15 protein-coding genes, 1 tRNA gene and 1 pseudogene are annotated in these 17,121 nt (G+C 61.8%); 12 read left to right on the forward strand and 5 right to left on the reverse strand.

Going from position 1 to position 17,121, the window contains the following annotated elements:
• Window positions 1–72 precede the first annotated feature (72 nt).
• The 11 genes and pseudogenes from ybgC to nadA all read left to right on the forward strand — a co-directional run bounded on the left by ybgC (window position 73) and on the right by nadA (window position 8,393).
• Window positions 73–541: pseudogene (ybgC, locus tag SFA35_RS06290) on the forward strand (tol-pal system-associated acyl-CoA thioesterase).
• Window positions 531–1,226, forward strand: coding sequence for a protein TolQ (gene tolQ, locus SFA35_RS06295; RefSeq protein WP_320576328.1), 696 nt, complete (start codon window positions 531–533; stop codon window positions 1,224–1,226). The pseudogene ybgC and the gene tolQ overlap by 11 nt, the downstream one beginning before the upstream one ends.
• A gap of 13 nt (window positions 1,227–1,239) precedes the next feature.
• Window positions 1,240–1,695, forward strand: a complete 456-nt coding sequence (gene tolR, locus SFA35_RS06300) for a protein TolR (RefSeq protein WP_320576330.1) — start codon at window positions 1,240–1,242, stop codon at window positions 1,693–1,695.
• Entirely contained in the window at window positions 1,692–2,828 is a 1,137-nt protein-coding gene (gene tolA / locus SFA35_RS06305) for a cell envelope integrity protein TolA (RefSeq protein ID WP_320578868.1), read from the forward strand. The genes tolR and tolA overlap by 4 nt, the downstream gene beginning before the upstream one ends.
• The gene (tolB, locus tag SFA35_RS06310) at window positions 2,825–4,126 is read left to right on the forward strand and encodes a Tol-Pal system beta propeller repeat protein TolB (protein WP_414058499.1); all 1,302 of its coding nucleotides are present in this window, start codon (window positions 2,825–2,827) and stop codon (window positions 4,124–4,126) included. The genes tolA and tolB overlap by 4 nt, the downstream gene beginning before the upstream one ends.
• Before the next feature lie 52 nt (window positions 4,127–4,178).
• On the forward strand, window positions 4,179–4,682 hold the full coding sequence (gene pal / locus SFA35_RS06315) for a peptidoglycan-associated lipoprotein Pal (RefSeq protein WP_320576332.1): 504 nt from the start codon (window positions 4,179–4,181) through the stop codon (window positions 4,680–4,682).
• Window positions 4,683–4,688: 6 nt separating this feature from the next.
• On the forward strand, window positions 4,689–5,546 hold the full coding sequence (gene ybgF, locus SFA35_RS06320) for a tol-pal system protein YbgF (protein ID WP_320576334.1): 858 nt from the start codon (window positions 4,689–4,691) through the stop codon (window positions 5,544–5,546).
• A 171-nt stretch (window positions 5,547–5,717) separates the two neighbouring features.
• Window positions 5,718–6,365, forward strand: a complete 648-nt coding sequence (queE, locus tag SFA35_RS06325) for a 7-carboxy-7-deazaguanine synthase QueE (protein ID WP_320576336.1) — start codon at window positions 5,718–5,720, stop codon at window positions 6,363–6,365.
• Between the two features lies 1 nt (window position 6,366).
• Window positions 6,367–7,056 carry a 7-cyano-7-deazaguanine synthase QueC gene (gene queC / locus SFA35_RS06330; protein WP_320576339.1) on the forward strand — a complete coding sequence of 230 codons (690 nt, stop codon included), beginning with the start codon at window positions 6,367–6,369 and terminating at the stop codon, window positions 7,054–7,056.
• Window positions 7,057–7,117: 61 nt separating this feature from the next.
• A tRNA-Lys gene (locus SFA35_RS06335) sits at window positions 7,118–7,193 on the forward strand.
• A gap of 141 nt (window positions 7,194–7,334) precedes the next feature.
• Window positions 7,335–8,393 carry a quinolinate synthase NadA gene (gene nadA, locus SFA35_RS06340; RefSeq protein ID WP_320576341.1) on the forward strand — a complete coding sequence of 353 codons (1,059 nt, stop codon included), beginning with the start codon at window positions 7,335–7,337 and terminating at the stop codon, window positions 8,391–8,393.
• Here nadA and SFA35_RS06345 read toward each other — a convergent pair.
• Window positions 8,357–9,514, reverse strand: coding sequence for an OpgC domain-containing protein (locus tag SFA35_RS06345; protein WP_320578872.1), 1,158 nt, complete (start codon window positions 9,512–9,514; stop codon window positions 8,357–8,359). The two genes, nadA and SFA35_RS06345, sit on opposite strands and share 37 nt — an antisense overlap.
• Window positions 9,515–9,721: 207 nt before the next feature.
• On the opposite strand from SFA35_RS06345, the gene SFA35_RS06350 reads away from it, so the two are divergent.
• The gene (locus SFA35_RS06350) at window positions 9,722–10,405 is read left to right on the forward strand and encodes a UPF0149 family protein (protein WP_320576343.1); all 684 of its coding nucleotides are present in this window, start codon (window positions 9,722–9,724) and stop codon (window positions 10,403–10,405) included.
• Between the two features lie 72 nt (window positions 10,406–10,477).
• On the opposite strand, the gene SFA35_RS06355 is transcribed toward SFA35_RS06350, so the two are convergent.
• The 4 genes from SFA35_RS06355 to SFA35_RS06370 all read right to left on the reverse strand — a co-directional run bounded on the left by SFA35_RS06355 (window position 10,478) and on the right by SFA35_RS06370 (window position 16,996).
• Window positions 10,478–14,755, reverse strand: coding sequence for a DEAD/DEAH box helicase (locus tag SFA35_RS06355; RefSeq protein ID WP_320576346.1), 4,278 nt, complete (start codon window positions 14,753–14,755; stop codon window positions 10,478–10,480).
• Window positions 14,756–15,151: 396 nt separating this feature from the next.
• The gene (locus SFA35_RS06360) at window positions 15,152–15,622 is read right to left on the reverse strand and encodes a hypothetical protein (RefSeq protein ID WP_320576347.1); all 471 of its coding nucleotides are present in this window, start codon (window positions 15,620–15,622) and stop codon (window positions 15,152–15,154) included.
• Between the two features lie 165 nt (window positions 15,623–15,787).
• Window positions 15,788–16,267 (reverse strand): DUF6392 family protein, encoded by a 480-nt coding sequence (locus SFA35_RS06365; protein WP_320576349.1) that lies wholly within the window; start codon window positions 16,265–16,267, stop codon window positions 15,788–15,790.
• Window positions 16,268–16,519: 252 nt separating this feature from the next.
• Window positions 16,520–16,996 (reverse strand): DUF6392 family protein, encoded by a 477-nt coding sequence (locus SFA35_RS06370; protein ID WP_320576351.1) that lies wholly within the window; start codon window positions 16,994–16,996, stop codon window positions 16,520–16,522.
• Window positions 16,997–17,121: the final 125 nt, after the last annotated feature.

The raw sequence follows: 17,121 nt of genomic DNA on the forward strand, positions 1-17,121 counted from the left end.
CTGAACGCGGCCAGAACGATAAAAAAACAGTTGCCTGACCCGATTGGCAACCCGAGGAGTAAGCACTAGAGTATGCGCGCGCAAAACGGGCTTGAGCCTTTTGCACACCGCTGTCGCGTTTATTACGAGGACACCGATGCAGGGGGCGTCGTTTATTACGTCAATTACCTGAAATTCATGGAGCGGGCTCGTACCGAGCGCCTGCGCGAGCTGGGCTTTGCCCAATCCTCGCTGGTGCAGGACAACCTGCTTTTCGTGGTGCACTCCACCCAAACGCGCTATCACGCGCCGGCCCGTCTGGACGACGAGTTGCTGGTGAGTGCCCAGGTGGTGGAGTTGAATCGCGCCAGCCTGCGATTTTCCCAGCGGGTGACGCGAGTGACAGATGATGTGCTGCTCTGTGAAGGGCAGTTTCTGGTGGCCTGCGTGCGCGCCGACAATTTCAAACCCCGGGCCATTCCCACAGCAATGCGTGCGGCCTTTGCCGACGCCAGCGGGCCGGGTACAACTCTAGAGCAGGAGAACTAAGCGTGGAAGCTAACGTCGTCGACCATACCTCCATGTGGAGCCTGGTCAGCAATGCCAGTATCGTTGTGCAACTGGTGATGCTGATCCTGATTTCCGCATCGATCACATCCTGGGTCATGATCTTTCAGCGCAGCAACATGCTGCGTGCCGGCAAGCGCGCCCTGGACAGCTTCGAGGAGCGTTTCTGGTCGGGCATCGACCTGTCCAAGCTGTACCGTCAGGCGGGCAGCAACCCGGATCCGGATTCCGGTGTGGAGCAGGTGTTTCGCGCCGGTTTCAAGGAATTTTCCCGTCTGCGTCAGCAGGCTGGCGTCGACCCTGATGCGGTCATGGAAGGGGTAGGGCGGGCCATGCGCGTGGCGGTCTCACGCGAAGAAGAAAAACTCGAGCAGAGCCTGCCGTTTCTCGCCACCGTCGGTTCGGTCAGCCCGTACATCGGCCTGTTCGGTACCGTGTGGGGCATCATGAATTCCTTCCGTGGCCTGGCCACGGCGCAGCAGGCGACCCTGGCCACCGTTGCTCCGGGCATCTCGGAAGCCCTGGTGGCCACCGCCATCGGCCTGTTTGCCGCCATTCCGGCGGTGATCGCCTACAACCGCTTCGCCGCTCGCAGCGAAACCCTGATCAATCGTTACTACACCTTTGCTGACGAGTTCCAGGCCATCCTGCACCGCAAAGTGCACACCAGCGAAGAGTGAGCAGGTAAACCCAATGATTCGAGGTCGCCGTCCAAAACGCAAGCCGGTCGCCGAGATGAACGTAGTGCCTTACATCGACGTGATGCTGGTACTGCTGGTCATCTTCATGGTCACCGCACCGATGCTCAACCAGGGCGTTAAAGTCGACCTGCCCAAGGTTTCCAGCGAAGCCTTGCCGCAGGACAACAACACCCAGGTTCTGACCATTTCCATCAAGGCTGACAAGACCTACTACTGGAACGTCGGCAGCGAAGTCGACACCGACAAACAGCAGGCCAAGGCGCTGACCCTGCCCCAGATGACCCAGGCGGTGACTGCAATCATCGCCCAGGGCACCCAGGCGGGCAAACACACCCAGGTCTTCATTCGTGGCGACAAGTCCGTGGACTACGGTTCGGTCATGGGCGCCATGGGTGGGCTGCAGAAGGCGGGTGTGGGTAACGTCGGCCTGATTACCGAGGCGCCCTGATGCGACATCGAGAGCCCTCCGCCTCGGAAAGCTACTACTGGCCCACGGTGTGGGCCGTGGCCCTGCACATCCTGATCTTCGGCATGCTGTTCGTGAGCTTTGCCATGACGCCTGACCTGCCCGAGTCCAGGCCGATCGTGCAGGCCACGCTCTATCAGCTCAAGTCCAAAAGCCAGGCCACCCAGCAGACCAACCAGAAGCTCGCCGGCGAAGCGAAGAAATCCGCTGCGCGCCAGACCGAGGTCGAGCAGATGGAGCAGAAGAAGGTCGAGCAGGAAGAGATCAAGGCCGCGCAGGAACAAAAGAAAGCCGACGCTGCTCAAAAAGCCGAACAAGCCAAGGCTGCCGACGAAGCCAAGAAGGCCGATGCCCAAGCCAAGGCTGAAGCGGCCAAGGCCGCCGACGATGCCAAGAAGGCCGATGAGGCGAAAAAGGCCGACGACGCCAAGAAGGCTGCCGACGCGAAGAAAGCCGAACAGGCCGACATCGCCAAGAAAAAGGCCGAAGAGGAAGAAGAGAAGAAAGAAGCCGCCGAGGAAGCCAAGAAGCAGGCTGCCGAGGACGCCAAGAAGAAAGCCGCCGAGGACGCCAAGAAACAGGCTGCCGAAGACGCCAAGAAGAAAGCTGCCGACGACGCCAAGGCCGCTGCAGCCGCTGCTGCCGCCGATGCGAAGAAGAAGGCCGCCGAAGACGCGAAGAAAACCGCCGACGCCGCCAAGAAAAAGGCCCAGGACGCTGCGCGCAAATCGGCCGAAGAGAAGAAGGCGCAGGCACTGGCCGATCTGCTCTCCGACAAGCCGGAGCGTCAGCAGGCCTTGGCCGAAGAGCAGGGCGACCAGACAGCGGGCAACTACGACGACCTGATTCGTTCGCGCGCCGCCGAAGGCTGGACCCGTCCGCCATCGGCTCGCAAGGGCATGACGGTGGTATTGCAGATCAACATGCTGCCTGACGGCACCGTCACTTCGGTGAGCGTGGCCAAGTCCAGCGGCGATGGTCCGTACGATGCCTCGGCCGTGGCTGCGGTCAAGAACATCGGCCGGCTTACCGAAATGCAGGGCTTGAAACCGAACGAATTCAATCCCTATCGTTCATTCAAGATGACATTCACACCTGAGGACCTAGCCTTGTGATTAACCTTCTTCGAGGACTGCTTGTCGTTCTTTGTTGCGCAGCGGGTTTCGCCGCTGCCGACGAAAAGAACATTCTGGTCACCAGTGGCAGCGACCGGGCCACCCCGATTGCCGTGGTACCGTTCGGCTGGCAGGGCGGCACCGTGCTGCCCGACGACATCGCCGACATCGTCAGCAACGACCTGCGCAACTCCGGCTTCTACGAGCCGCTGGCGCGCCAGAACATGATCAGCCAGCCGACCCAGGCCAGCGAAGTCATCTTCCGCGACTGGAAAGCGCTGAACGCCCAGTTCCTGATGGTCGGCAGCATCGTGCCAGCCGGTGGTCGCCTGCAGGTGTCCTACGCGCTGTTCAACGTGGCCACCGAGCAACAGGTGTTGACCGGCAGTGTGTCGGGAACCACCGAGCAACTGCGTGACATGGCGCATTACATCGCCGACCAGTCGTTCGAAAAGCTCACCGGCATCAAGGGTGCGTTCTCTACCCGCATGCTCTACGTGACCGCTGAACGTGCCTCGGTGAACAACACCCGCTACACCCTGCAGCGCTCGGACTATGACGGCGCCCGCGCGGTCACCTTGCTGCAATCTCGCGAGCCCATCCTGTCGCCAAGCTTTGCACCCGACGGCAAGCGAATTGCCTATGTTTCGTTCGAACAGAAGCGTCCGCGCATCTTCGTGCAGAACATCGACACCGGTCGTCGCGAGCAGATCACCAACTTCGAAGGCCTGAACGGCGCACCGTCGTTCTCGCCGGACGGTCGCAAGCTGGCCCTGGTCCTGTCCAAGGACGGCAACCCGGAGATTTATGTAATCGACCTGGCTTCGCGTCAGTTGACCCGGGTCACCAACAGCCCGGCGATCGATACCGAACCGTTCTGGGGTAAAGACGGCGCTACTCTTTATTTCACTTCCGACCGTGGCGGCAAACCGCAGATCTACAAAACGTCGGTGGGCAGCGGCAACGCCGACCGTGTGACTTTTATTGGTAACTACAATGCCAATCCAAAGTTGTCGGCAGATGAAAAGACGCTGGTCATGATTCATCGGGCGGATGGTTTTACCAACTTCAAGGTGGCGGCGCAGGATTTGCAGCGCGGTAGCGTAAAAATCCTCACAGATTCGACTCTTGACGAGTCGCCCACTGTTGCACCCAACGGCACCATGGTAATCTACGCCACCCGCCAGCAGGGCCGGGGAGTCTTGATGCTCGTGTCGCTTAACGGACGCGTCAGGATCCCGCTTCCAACCGCTCAAGGCGAAGTCAGAGAACCTTCGTGGTCCCCTTACCTGAACTGACGCGGCGCTTTACGTTTTACTTAACACACTGGGGTTCATTAGGAGTTTCAAGATGGAAATGCTGAAGTTTGGTAAGTTCGCTGCTCTGGCTCTGGCCATGGCTGTAGCTGTTGGTTGCTCGTCCAAAGGCGGTCAAGACGCTGGTCAAGGCGGCGCTGCTGTAGATCCTAACGCTGGTTACGGCGCAAACACCGGTGCCGTTGACGGCTCCCTGAGCGAAGAAGCCGCTCTGCGCGCTATCACCACTTTCTACTTCGAATACGACAGCTCGGACCTGAAGCCAGAAGCTATGCGCGCTCTGGACGTTCACGCCAAGGACCTGAAAGCTAGCGGCGCCCGCGTCGTTCTGGAAGGTAACACCGACGAACGTGGCACCCGCGAGTACAACCTGGCTCTGGGCGAACGTCGCGCCAAGGCTGTTCAGCGCTACCTGGTTCTGCAAGGCGTAGCTCCTGGTCAACTGGAAATCGTTTCCTACGGTGAAGAGCGTCCAGTTGCTACCGGCAACGACGAGCAATCCTGGGCTCAAAACCGTCGCGTCGAACTGCGTAAGTAATTCGTCATGCGAACGTGCCGTCGTGCTGTAACTGCTCTGGCTTTCGCCCTGCCACTCGTGGCCTGGGGCGCGGTTCCCGTAGTGGATAGCAATGATGCTGGAGGCTATTCCAATAGCACCGCCAGCAGCAACGCTCCGCCGGCGGGTTACGGTACGAACGGCGCCTATGCCGGGGGAGGTGCTTCGGCACCTGTCTCGGCACAGGGTCAGCTGTTCATGCAACTGCAACAAATGCAGGAAGACATCGCGCGTCTGCGCGGTCAGGTTGAAGTCCAGCAAAATGATATCCAGCAGCTCAAGCAGCAGGCGCTGGAGCGTTATCAGGACCTCGACGGTCGTATCCAGGCGATTCAGCAAGGCTCTGCCGCCGCTGCGCCAAATAATTCCCCTGCCAGTGGCGGCGTCAGCGCCGCTGGCACGCCAGCCCCGGCTGGCCAGGATGCCCAGGCTCCTGCAGCGGCCCCGTCCGCGAGCAGCGAGCCGGGGGATCCGGCTAAAGAAAAACTCTATTACGACGCCGCCTTCGATCTGATCAAGGCCAAGGATTTCGACAAGGCCAGCCAGGCCTTCTCGGCTTTCCTGCGTAAATACCCGAACAGCCAGTACGCCGGCAACGCCCAGTACTGGCTTGGCGAGGTCAACCTCGCCAAGGGTGACCTGCAGGGTGCTGGCCAGGCCTTCGCCAAGGTCAGCCAGCTGTACCCCAAGCACGCCAAGGTGCCCGACTCGCTGTACAAGCTCGCTGACGTAGAACGCCGGCTTGGCCACACCGACCGCGTCAAGGGCATCCTTCAGCAAGTGGTCTCGCAATACCCTGGCACTTCCGCCGCGCAACTGGCGCAGCGTGACCTGCAAAAGATGTAAGCTTGACCCGCTGATCAAAAACCCGCTCATGCAGCGGGTTTTTTATTGGGGCTTTTTGCTAGAATGTCGCTCCTTTTTTGACTCACGCCTGTCTGGATCACGCGCTCGCGGTTTCGGACAGTTGCCCAACGGAGGCCTTCAGCCTGTTCAGCTGTCGTGCCCGTGGATGCCATGCAAGACACATTACGCATTACCGAGGTGTTTTACTCGTTGCAGGGTGAAACGCGCACCGCCGGCTTGCCCACGGTTTTCGTGCGCCTGACCGGCTGCCCCCTGCGCTGCCAATATTGCGACAGCGCCTACGCCTTCACCGGCGGCACCCTGCGTACCCTGGAATCGATCATGGAGCAGGTGGCCAGCTTCAAGCCGCGCTATGTCTGCGTCACCGGTGGCGAGCCGTTGGCCCAGCCCAACGCCATCCCTTTGATGCAAATGCTCTGCGACGCCGGCTATCAGGTGTCGGTGGAGACCAGCGGATCGCTGGACATCTCGGCGATCGATCCGCGAGTCAGCCGCGTGGTCGACCTCAAGACCCCCGGTTCCGAGGAAGCCCACCGCAACCGTTACGAGAACATTGAGCTGTTGCGACCAAACGACCAGGTAAAGTTCGTGCTCTGCTCGCGCGATGACTACGACTGGGCAGTGTCCAAACTGATCCAGTACGGGCTGGAGCGGCGGGTCGACGAGGTGCTGTTTTCCGCCAGCCACCATCAGCTGAGCTCCACTGACCTGGCCGACTGGATCGTGGCCGACAACCTGCCGGTTCGCCTGCAGATGCAGTTGCACAAAATTCTTTGGAACGACGAGCCGGGGCGCTGATATGAACGAGCAGAACACCACGCACAAACGTGCAGTCATCCTGTTGTCCGGCGGCCTGGATTCGGCCACCGTGGTCGCCATGGCCAAGCAGGCCGGCTACAGCTGCTACACCATGAGCTTCGACTACGGCCAGCGCCACCGTGCCGAGCTCAATGCCGCCGCCCGCGTCGCCAGGGACTTGGGCGTGGTCGAACACAAGGTGATTGGGCTGAACCTCAATGGCATCGGCGGCTCCGCCCTGACCGACAGCAGCATCGATGTGCCAGAAGCTCCGGGCGAAGGCATCCCGATCACCTACGTGCCGGCGCGCAACACGGTGTTCCTGTCCCTGGCCCTGGGTTGGGCCGAGGTGCTCGGCGCCCGCGATATCTTCATCGGCGTCAACGCCGTGGATTACTCCGGCTATCCAGACTGCCGCCCCGAGTTCGTCGAGGCTTTCGAGCGCATGGCCAACCTGGCCACCAAGGCCGGCGTGGAAGGCCAGGGCTTCACCATTCAGGCGCCCCTGCAGAACCTCTCCAAGGCCGACATCGTCAAGGCCGGCGTCAAGCTGGGCGTGGACTACAGCCTCACTGTGTCCTGCTATCAGGCCGACGACAACGGCCACGCCTGCGGCAAATGCGACAGCTGCCGCCTGCGCGCCGAAGGCTTTGCCGCGGCAGGTGTGGAAGACCCAACACCCTATTTTTGAAAATATTTTGATTTAAGTGTTGAAATATCTTTAGAAATCAGTATTATGCGCACCACGAAACGGGTCGTTAGCTCAGTTGGTAGAGCAGTTGGCTTTTAACCAATTGGTCGTAGGTTCGAGTCCCACACGACCCACCATTTCGAAAAGCCGGAAATCTTTGGATTTCCGGCTTTTTTTTGCCTTTTTGTCGACAGGAGCGCACAGCTGCCGATGGCCCCAGCGGCCCGGTGTATACTCGCTCCCCTGACAATAATCAGCGCTTGCAGGCCCTCGCCACCATGACGCAAATCTCCGAACGCCTCCTCGTCCAGGCCCACCTCGACGCCAAGCAGCCCCACGCCCTCAGCGCCGACGAAGAGGCCTTCTACCGCAGCGCCATCGCCGCCGAGCTCAAGGCCCAGGATGCGGTGCTGGTCGCTCACTACTACTGCGATCCGGTGATCCAGGCCCTGGCCGAGGAAACCGGTGGCTGCGTGTCCGACTCGCTGGAGATGGCCCGTTTCGGCAATCAGCATGCGGCGCAGACCGTGGTCGTCGCCGGCGTGCGTTTCATGGGCGAGACGGCAAAGATCCTCAATCCGGAAAAACGCGTGCTGATGCCGACCCTCGAAGCGACCTGCTCGCTGGACCTGGGTTGCCCGGTGGAGGAGTTCTCGGCCTTCTGCGATCAACATCCGGAACGCACCGTGGTGGTCTACGCCAACACGTCCGCGGCGGTCAAGGCACGCGCCGACTGGGTGGTGACTTCCAGCTGCGCGCTGGAAATCGTCGAGAGCCTGATGGACAACGGCGAGAAGATCATCTGGGCACCGGACAAGCACCTGGGCCATTACATCCAGAAGAACACCGGCGCCGACATGCTGCTGTGGGACGGCGCCTGCATCGTCCATGAGGAATTCAAGTCGCGTCAGCTGGAGGATATGAAGGCGCTGTACCCGCAGGCCGCAATTCTGGTGCACCCCGAGTCGCCGGAGTCGGTGATTGCCCTGGCTGATGCGGTGGGCTCCACCAGCCAGCTGATCGCCGCCGCGCAGCGCTTGCCCAACCAGACCTTCATCGTCGCCACTGACCGCGGCATTTTCTACAAGATGCAGCAGCTATGCCCCGACAAGATCTTCATCGAGGCGCCCACCGCCGGCAACGGCGCGGCTTGCCGCAGCTGCGCGCATTGCCCGTGGATGGCGATGAACACCCTGCAGCGCACCCTCGACTGCCTGCGCGCCGGCAGCGGCGAAATCTTCGTCGACCCGGCGCTGATCCCTCAGGCGATCCGGCCCCTTAAACGCATGCTCGACTTCACTCAGGCCGCACGCCTGAAGCTCTCCGGCAACGCCTGATCAACGCCCGCCGGTCTTGGCTGGCGCAGGCGTTTGCTCAGCTCCAGCCAGTTGCTCAGGGCCAGCATCAGGCCCACGCCGACCAGTGCGGTGAGCAACTGGCTGGCGAAGCGGTCGTCGTTCAGCGCGTTGACCATGTCGGCCAGCGGCGCCAGCAGCACGCCGAGACAGAAGATTTCCAGCGAATGCCTGCCCATCGCCGCCACTTGCCTGCTGAGCCAGTGCTGCAGCCAGGCGCCCTCGCGGATCAGGCTGGCGGTGCAGTAGGCCAGGGCCAGGAAGTGCAGCAGCCGCGCCGGCGCCAGGTTGGTCTTGCTCACCGGGTATAACAGCTCGGCGATCCAGCCGGGCATCAGCGCTGCGTGCAGCGCAGGCCACTTCCAGGTCAACGCCAGCAGGGCGCTGAGCACCAGGAAAGCGGCCAGCAGCAGAAACAGGGGTTGCTCCAGCAGGGGGCGATCGTCGGTGACGGCGCCGTACTCGCGGCGCACCGCCATGGCCCCGCCGAATACGAACAGCACCTGCCAGGCCAGGGGGTTGAAGTACCAGAGGCCATTGTCATGGGCCGGGATGTTCCAGCCCTGCCACTGCACCAGCGCATACAGCGCCAGCGACCCCAGCACCACGCGGCCGGGCCTGCGCAGCAGCGCGGGGAGGATCAGCGGCAGCGCCGCCAGCAGCACGATGTACAGCGGCAGCGGGTCCATCAGGTTGGGCTTGAAGCGCAGCAGCAGTTCGTCGACCAGCGCCTGCTGAGGGTTGCCGATAAAGTAGCCAAGGTTCATCGACTGCACCATATCGCGGGTCTCGACGTAGTTGTTGGCCACGAAGACCATGCCCATCAATAGCACCAGCAGGAAGATGTGCACTACATAGAGCACCCAGGCGCGGCGCAGGATGTGCACGCTGGCGATCAGCCAGCCATCGCGTCGGGCAATCCTGCCGTAGGCCATCACCGCCGCATAGCCGGCGAGAAACACGAACACCTCGGCGGCGTCGCTGAAGCCGAAGTTGCGCAGGGTCAGGTTGGCCCAGGGGTTCTGCGGAATGTGGTCCCAGAAGATGAAGATCAGCGCCAGGCCGCGGTAGAAGTCGATGCGATGATCGCGGCGCGGGGTCATGACCGGGGGAAGGGCGTGTGTCATAGGGGTCAGGCTCTTGTCGATGGCGGCACCACCTGCCGTGGGCGAGGCGCCGCGGAGGTTCACCGTTTTTGCACCGAAATGCAAAAAGCGGTTATTACTGAATGTCTCAAAGGCGCCTGCAAGGCATGGATTGCCCGCATTTCTGTGCGAAAATCAGACTTTTCCGCCCGACCGCAGATCGCCATGGCCTATACCATCAGTAACAAACCCCTGACTCATGACGATTTCGTCTACCTTCAGGACCAGCTCGAAAAACATGCCACCGGCCACTCGATCGCGGGCGTGTCGGAGATGGACGGTTTCTTCGCTGCCGTTATGTCCTGCGCCGAGGTGATTGCCTTCGACCGGTGGTACCCCGCTTTCTGGGGCGGGCCGGAACTGCTGCCCAAGTGGACCAGCGAACGCGATTTCCAGCGTTTCTTCGACCTGCTGGTGCAACACATGAACCAGATCGCCATGCTGATGGCGGACTACCCCGATGACTACTCGCCCATCTTTAACCTGGCCGACGATGACGAGACCCTCGACGTGGTCGACTGGTGCCTGGGCTATGAGCGCGGGGTGGCGCTGGACGGCGGCTGGACCGAGCTGCCGGAGCAACAGGGGCTGCTGCATGCATTGATCGTGATGCAGACTCTGGAATACACCGAGGCCGAGGCGGACAACCCGCTGGCCGGGCAGGATCCGGCGCAGCTGATTCGTTATGCGGCGCTGGGGCTGCATGAATACTGGTCGCAGCAGCGCGAGGAAGAGGTGCCGGAATTGCAGCCGGTACGCGTCGACACCAAGGTCGGGCGCAATGACCCGTGCCCCTGCGGCAGCGGCAGGAAGTTCAAGCAGTGCTGCATGGGTGCAGCGTCCAGCTGACCTGCCTTGCCCCGCAGGACCGAGCTTGCTCGGGAATGGGGCGCTGGTTCCCGGGCAAACTCGGTCCTGCAGCTACCCCCTGATCAACTTGTCCCGCAACTCCCCATCCTCCGGCTGCCAATACTGCGGCTTGCCCGCGATCAGCGCGGCCGCCGGCACCCCATCGCGGAACACCACGCGGTTGCTCGCCAGCGCTGGCACCTTGCTGCCCGGCAGCAAGGTGCCGACCAGGTTCAGTGGGTCGCTGGCGCTGATTGCGACCAGGCTGGCATCCACAGGCCGCTTGCGCACCTCGCGCAGCACCGCCACCGCCTCGGGCAGGGCGAACTGCTCGCCGGCCAGGCCGCTGACAAAACGCCCGCCGCGGATCTCGCCACGGGCCTCCAGACGATGGAAGGTGCGCAGCAGCTCGCGCCAGCTCGGCAGCCACTCGGCCTCACGCTCCAGCAACCGCCAGAACACCACGCCGTAGCGGCGCAGCAAGGTCAGGGCAATGTGTTCGAGCAGCTCCGATCGATCGACACTGTCGGCCGCGGGTCGGCGCAGCAGGCCCCAGCGCCCGGCATCGTCCATGCCGCCGATGAAGGCGCCGCGGCCTCGGCGCGGGCTGCGGCTCTGGCGCTTGCCAGGTGGCGTGATCAGGGCTCGCAGGCCGGCAAAGCTGTCGGCACTGGCCAGGCCGGCCGCGACCAGCTCCTGCAGCGCGGTTTCCAGCTCGCTGGGCAATAGCCGCGCTTCGCCGGTCAGCTCGTCGAAAAACGAGGCGCCCTGTTCGCTTAGCGCGGCGTGCACCTTTTGCGCCCTCGGGGTCAACTGCTCGGGATCGAACGGCTCGCTCAGGCCGCGCCACAGATTGACCCGGTTGCGCGGCAACAACACGATCGGCGTGCTGCGCAGCGTCGCGGTGACGCCTTTGCTCGCAGCGGCAAGGCGCGTCCACACGGTCTTGCCCGAGCGGCAGGCTTCGTCCAACCAACTGGAGGTGTAGTCCTTGAGCCGTGGTGCGAGCAGTTCGTGCTCCCACGCAGCGGCCGCTGCCGAAAAGCCCTCGAACTGCCCGAGTACTTCGCCCAGCGCGGCCTGACCCTGCAGCTGGGTGGCCGGCGCCAGGTGTTGCCAGTCGAACAGAAAACGCATGAAGTCTTGCAGCGACACCGGCTCGATCTCGCGGCGCAGGCGCTTGACCGTGTAGCGGTGAATACGCGCCAGCAGGTGGCGTTCGCACCATTGGGTCTCACGCACGTTGGGCACAAACTGCCCGCGCAACACGTAACCTTCGCGCTCCAACACTGCCAGCGCCTGTTCCACCTCTACCGGTGGCAGGTCCAGCGGTGCGCAGATCTGCCCCAGGCGCAGCGGGCCGAAGCCGCTCAGCCGGGCACGGACGATTTCCACCTGGGCCGCCTCGCGCGACCAGGCTTCGGCGAACCCTGGCAGCGGTTGCAGCGCCGGCCGCAACGCCGCTTGTGGATAAATCGCCTGGAGGCAGGTGAGCCGCTCGATCGGCAGCCACAGGTGCCGTTCGCCGCTGCCAAGACAGGTGGCGCGGCCGCTTTGGGCCAGGCCCTCGAGCCAAGCTTGCCAGAGGGGATGGGCGTCCACCTCGGCCTGTTCGACCACCCCGAGGGTCATCAGCGCTTCGTGCATCTCGTCGCGGTTGGCCGGGGCCGGCCAGGCTTGCTCGGCCACCGAGTCGATGGCGTCGGCGTCCAGGGCGCCAAGGTCATCGGCCGACTGTGGCTCGCTCCAGCGCCGGCTGAGCACCGCCTGGGTGCGCCGCTCTTCCAGCGGCGCGTCGTCGAGAAACGCGTAGGGCCGGGCATTGAGGATCGCCGCCGCCAGGGGCGAAGGCGCCGGCAGGTCGCGGGCGATCAAGCGCACCTGGCCTTGCTCCATGCGCCGCAGCAGGGCCAGCCAGGCCTCGCTGTCCATGGCCTCGTGCAGGCAGTCGTCGAGTGTCTGTTCCACCAGTGGGTGATCGGGGATCTCGCGCTCGCCGACCAGGTTCTCCAGGCAGGCAATCTGGTCTGGGAACACCGTGGCGATCAGGTCCTCGCTCTTCATCCGTTGCAGCTGCGGCGCCACTTTGCGCCCGCCTGCATAGCGCGGCAGGGCCAGGGCGGTGTTGGCATTCCAGCGCCAACGCACGCCGAACAGCGGTGCTTCGAGCACGGCCTGCACCAGAATCTGCTCGGCGCTGTTGGAGTGCAGGTAGCGCCAGACCTCGTCGAGCTCGAAGCTGTGGGTGGTGGACAGCGACAGCACGATGGCGTCCTCGCTGGCCGCCGCCTGCAACTCGAAGTTGAAGGTGCGGCAAAAGCGCTTGCGCAGGGCCAGGCCCCAGGCGCGATTGACCCGGCTGCCGAACGGGGTGTGGATGATCAGCTGGGTGCCACCGGACTCGTCGAAGAAGCGCTCCATGATCAGCGTGTCCTGCGAGGGCAGGGCGCCCAATGCCTGGCGAGTGCGAGCCAGGTAGTCAAGCAGTTGCTCGGCGCTGTCCAGGCCCAGACCGAGGTCATGCTGCAGCCATTGCACCAGCGGCGCCAGCTCGCCGCCGCTGGTGCTCAGGCGCTGGTCGATATCGGCCTGCAGGCGCGCCACCGCCACCGACAGCTCGTCACTACGCCCAGGCGCCTCGCCCAGCCAGAACGGAATGTTCGGCGGCATGCCTTGGGCGTCCTCGACGCGCACTCGCCCGGTGTCGATACGCAGGATGCGGTAGGAGGTGTTGCCCAGCTGGAAGATGTCGCCGGCCAGGCTCTCGACCGCGAAGTCTTCGTTGACGCTGCCGATGTTCAGGCCTTGGGGCTCTAGGATGACGCCATAGTCGGCGTTGTCCGGGATCGTGCCGCCACTGGTCACGGCGGTCAGCTTGCTGCCGCGGCGGCCGCGCAGCAGGCCAGTCACCGCATCGCGATGCAGATAGGCGCTGCGCACGCCCTGGCGGCCGCTGTAGCCTTCGGCGAGCATGCGCAGCAGGGCCTGGTAGTGCCTTTCGTCCAATGTCTGATAGGGCATGGCCTGGCGGAACAATGCCAGCAGCTGGTCTTCATGCCACTCCTGGCAGCTGACCTCGGCGATGATCTGCTGCGCTACGACGTCGAGTGGCGCCACTGGCACGTGGAGGATATCCAGCTCGCCGCGGCGCACGCAGTCAAGCAGGGCCACGCATTCGATCAGGTCGTCGCGCGAGGTGGCGAACAGACGCCCCTTGGGCGTGCCCCCGACCTGGTGGCCGGAGCGGCCGACCCTTTGCAGAAACGCGGAAATGCTGCGCGGCGAGGCGATCTGGCACACCAGGTCGACGTCGCCGATGTCGATGCCCAGCTCCAGCGAGGCGGTGGCCACCAGCACTTGCAGCTCACCGGCCTTGAGGCGTTGCTCGGCCAGCAGGCGCTGTTCCTTGGCCAGGCTGCCATGGTGCGCGGCCACGGCTTCGCGGCCCAGGCGGTCACTGAGATGGCGAGTCATGCGCTCGGCCAGGCGCCGGGTGTTGACGAAGATCAGGGTGGTGCGGTGCTCGCGGGCCAGCGCGGCGAGGCGGTCGTAGACCAGCTCCCAGACATCGTTGGCCAGCACCGCGCCGAGCGGCACCGGCGGCACCTCGATGGCCAGGTCGCGCGGCCGCGCGTGGCCGATGTCGACGATGGCGCAGGGGCGCTCATGGCCGACCAGAAAACGCGACACCCGCTCGATGGGTCTTTGCGTGGCCGACAGGCCGATGCGCCGCAACGGTTGCCCGCTCAAGGCCTGCAGACGCTCCAGGCTCAGCGCCAGGTGGCTGCCGCGCTTGCTGGCGGCGATGGCGTGGATCTCGTCGACGATCACCGTGCGTGCCGAGGCCAGCATGCGTCGCCCCGAGTCCGAGCCGAGCAGTACGTACAGCGACTCAGGGGTGGTGACGAGAATATGCGGCGCCCGCTTGCGCATGGCGTTGCGCTCTTTTTGCGGGGTGTCGCCGGTGCGCACGGCGGTCAGGATTGGTACCACCGGCAAGCCCATGCGCGCCAGCTGCTCGCTGATGCCGGCCAGCGGGTTCTGCAGGTTGATCTGTATATCGTTGGACAGCGCCTTGAGCGGTGACACGTACACCACCAGGGTCTGCTCGGGCAGCTGGCCGCCATGGGCCAGGCCCTCGCGGACCAGCTCGTCGATCACTGCAAGGAAGGCCGTGAGGGTCTTGCCCGACCCCGTAGGCGCCGCGATCAGGGTCGAGCGCCCAGCCTGGATCAACGGCCAGGCCTGGGCCTGGGCCGCCGTCACGGCCGGGAAGCACTGGTCGAACCAGGCCCGCGTGGCCGGGTGAAAGCCGTGCCACAGCGGGTCGTTGCGCGCGGGGAGATTCATACCCGATTAATGCGGGCACGAAGGCAAGGTTGCAAGGTTGTTCGTCGGGAGGGGTAACGGATTCCGTTATCGGGAGCTGTACGGGTTCCAAGACTATTTGCGTTGGTGTTGTGCCTCGCTGCCTTCAAATATCCAATAACAGGCGTCGCGACAATAGTTTCATTTTCGACCAGCTCCTTGTAGGTCGACCCTCAACCCTCTATAAGCGCTTATATAGTAGGATTATTCATTCATACCATTGCGGTCTAATTGTTTTTAGCGGGGACGAAAACACCTGAATCGGGCGTATATGCGCGGCTGGATGTGGGAAGGGCCAAGCTCCAGAGCCGTCAAGACTGAAGATCAAACCGGCTTGCCAAGTCTTGGGTGGCTTTCCCTTCCCACGTTGGTTCGTGCTTAATCGTCTGTGTAAGGTAAGGCAAAGGTCAGGCGTCTAACGACCATTTCCGTGTTGTAGGTCACATAGAGATATTTTGGGGGTGTAGCTTCGGCATCAATTTCGTATTTGTCCCATCCTCCGGTGGGGGGTAGCGGGTAGGGCAATCGATTATAGCCCCGCGATTCCAGTGGGTTCCCCAACCTTTCCCTCGTCTCAATCTGCGTTCGGCCCGCATAATGCTCGGGGATCGCTCCCTCGAATATTCCAATTTCATCATCGTCTTCCAGGATATGTATGGATATTTTGCTTACGATGCCGCTATCGGCATCTATACCGATTTCAATTCCGTTCGCAGGGACGGTGTACTGCGATTCACTGCCTTCAAATACTTCAATAATAGGCGTCGCGCCAATAGTCTCGTTGGCAACCAGCGCCTTGTACGTCAAGCCCAAGCCAGCTATGAGCGCTTCTATAGTAGGATTATTCATTTATACCATCGCGGTTTAATTGTTTGGGCGGGGACGAAAATACTTGGATCGGGCGTATATGCGCGGTTGGATGTGGGAAGGGCCAAGCTCCAGAGCCGTCAAGACTGAAGATCAAACCGTCTTGCCCAGTTTTGGGTGGCTTTCCCTTCCCACGTTGGTTCGTGCTTAATCGTCTGTGTAAGGTAAGGCAAAGGTCAGGCGTCTAACGACCATTTCCGTGTTGTAGGTCACATAGAGGTATTTTGGGGGTGTAGCTTCGGCATCAATTTCATATTTGTCCCATCCCCCGCTGGGGGGTAGCGGGTACGGCAATCGATGGTAGCCCTTCGATTCCACTGGGGTTCCCAACTTTTCTCTGGTCTGCGCCTGGGTCTGCCCGGCATAACGCTCGGGCAGAGCCCCTTCAAAGATCCAGCTTTCGTCGTCCGGTTTCAGGATATCTATAGATACCTTCGTAACTATCCCGCTAGCAGCATTGATGCTGAGTTGGACTCCGTCAACAGGGATGGTGTATTGAAGGTGGCTCCCTTCGGATATCTCGATTGGGCGCGCTGCGTTGATCTTTTTGCTGGCTCCCAGCTCCCGATATGCCCAGCCTAAACAGGATATCAGGGTCTCTACAGTAGGAGTGTTAATTAATATCATCCCAATCTCATATTCTAATTGTGCAGGTCATTCCTCGCTCTTTCGAGCGCTCTCTTATCCATGCCTTGCTTGTTACCAAGGGCCATGTTCGTCGAGCAGGCCACGTGCGTATGCCAGACGGTTCTCTGATGCTTGTAGGAAATTTCCTAACATTGGTGAATAAAGTATTGTTAGCTGCAGACTCAGTGTTAGGGGGGGGCGCCCTCCAGCGGCTAATGTTCAGGTCAGCAGCTGGGGGTACTTAGGTGCAAGTCAATCGTCTGGATGGGGGAGAATGAAAGTCAGATGGCTAACCATCATTTCAGTGTCGTAGGTTACATAAAGATATTTTGAAGGCAGTCTACCCTCATCGAGTTCGTATTTGTCCCATCCGCCGACTGGGCTCAGAGGGTAAGGCAATCGATGATAGCCCTTTGACTCCAGTGGGGCCCCCAGTTTTTCCCGCGTCTGCGCCTGAGTACGCCCGGTATAGCGCTCAGGCAGCGTGCCATCAAACATCTCGCTTTCTTCATCGTCATCTTCAGGGAGTATGCTTATTGAGAGTTTCTCTACGATATCACTAGCGGATAGGATGGTAAGAGAAACGCCTTTTGCAGGATTGGTATATTGCTGGAGGCTTCCTTCATAAACGTCAATCACAGGCGTATCAGCAACGATGTTGTTGGTGATCAACTCTTGATGTGTTGAGCCTAAATGGTTGATGATTGCTTCTACTTCCAGACTGTTCATTCGTGCCTTCCCAGTTATTGAGTAGGGGTTGTTTATACTTGATTCGGCGCGCATGTGCGGTTGCAGAGGAATATGGCAGGAGGCAAAACCCTCGGGCTTATGATGTCGAAGATTAAGGCGCCTTG

The organism is Pseudomonas sp. HR96 (assembly GCF_034059295.1).
Classification (GTDB): domain Bacteria; phylum Pseudomonadota; class Gammaproteobacteria; order Pseudomonadales; family Pseudomonadaceae; genus Aquipseudomonas.

Excerpts from the sequence above, each read along its gene's own strand:
- nadA (WP_320576341.1), top strand. The coding sequence starts at position 7,335 with ATGACGCAAATCTCCGAACGCCTCCTCGTCCAGGCCCACCTCGACGCC.
- queC (WP_320576339.1), top strand. The coding sequence starts at position 6,367 with ATGAACGAGCAGAACACCACGCACAAACGTGCAGTCATCCTGTTGTCC.
- pal (WP_320576332.1), top strand. The coding sequence starts at position 4,179 with ATGGAAATGCTGAAGTTTGGTAAGTTCGCTGCTCTGGCTCTGGCCATG.
- tolR (WP_320576330.1), top strand. The coding sequence starts at position 1,240 with ATGATTCGAGGTCGCCGTCCAAAACGCAAGCCGGTCGCCGAGATGAAC.
- ybgF (WP_320576334.1), top strand. The coding sequence starts at position 4,689 with ATGCGAACGTGCCGTCGTGCTGTAACTGCTCTGGCTTTCGCCCTGCCA.
- SFA35_RS06345 (WP_320578872.1), bottom strand. The coding sequence starts at position 9,514 with ATGACCCCGCGCCGCGATCATCGCATCGACTTCTACCGCGGCCTGGCG.
- SFA35_RS06350 (WP_320576343.1), top strand. The coding sequence starts at position 9,722 with ATGGCCTATACCATCAGTAACAAACCCCTGACTCATGACGATTTCGTC.
- SFA35_RS06355 (WP_320576346.1), bottom strand. The coding sequence starts at position 14,755 with ATGAATCTCCCCGCGCGCAACGACCCGCTGTGGCACGGCTTTCACCCG.
- SFA35_RS06365 (WP_320576349.1), bottom strand. The coding sequence starts at position 16,267 with ATGATATTAATTAACACTCCTACTGTAGAGACCCTGATATCCTGTTTA.
- queE (WP_320576336.1), top strand. The coding sequence starts at position 5,718 with ATGCAAGACACATTACGCATTACCGAGGTGTTTTACTCGTTGCAGGGT.
- SFA35_RS06360 (WP_320576347.1), bottom strand. The coding sequence starts at position 15,622 with ATGAATAATCCTACTATAGAAGCGCTCATAGCTGGCTTGGGCTTGACG.
- SFA35_RS06370 (WP_320576351.1), bottom strand. The coding sequence starts at position 16,996 with ATGAACAGTCTGGAAGTAGAAGCAATCATCAACCATTTAGGCTCAACA.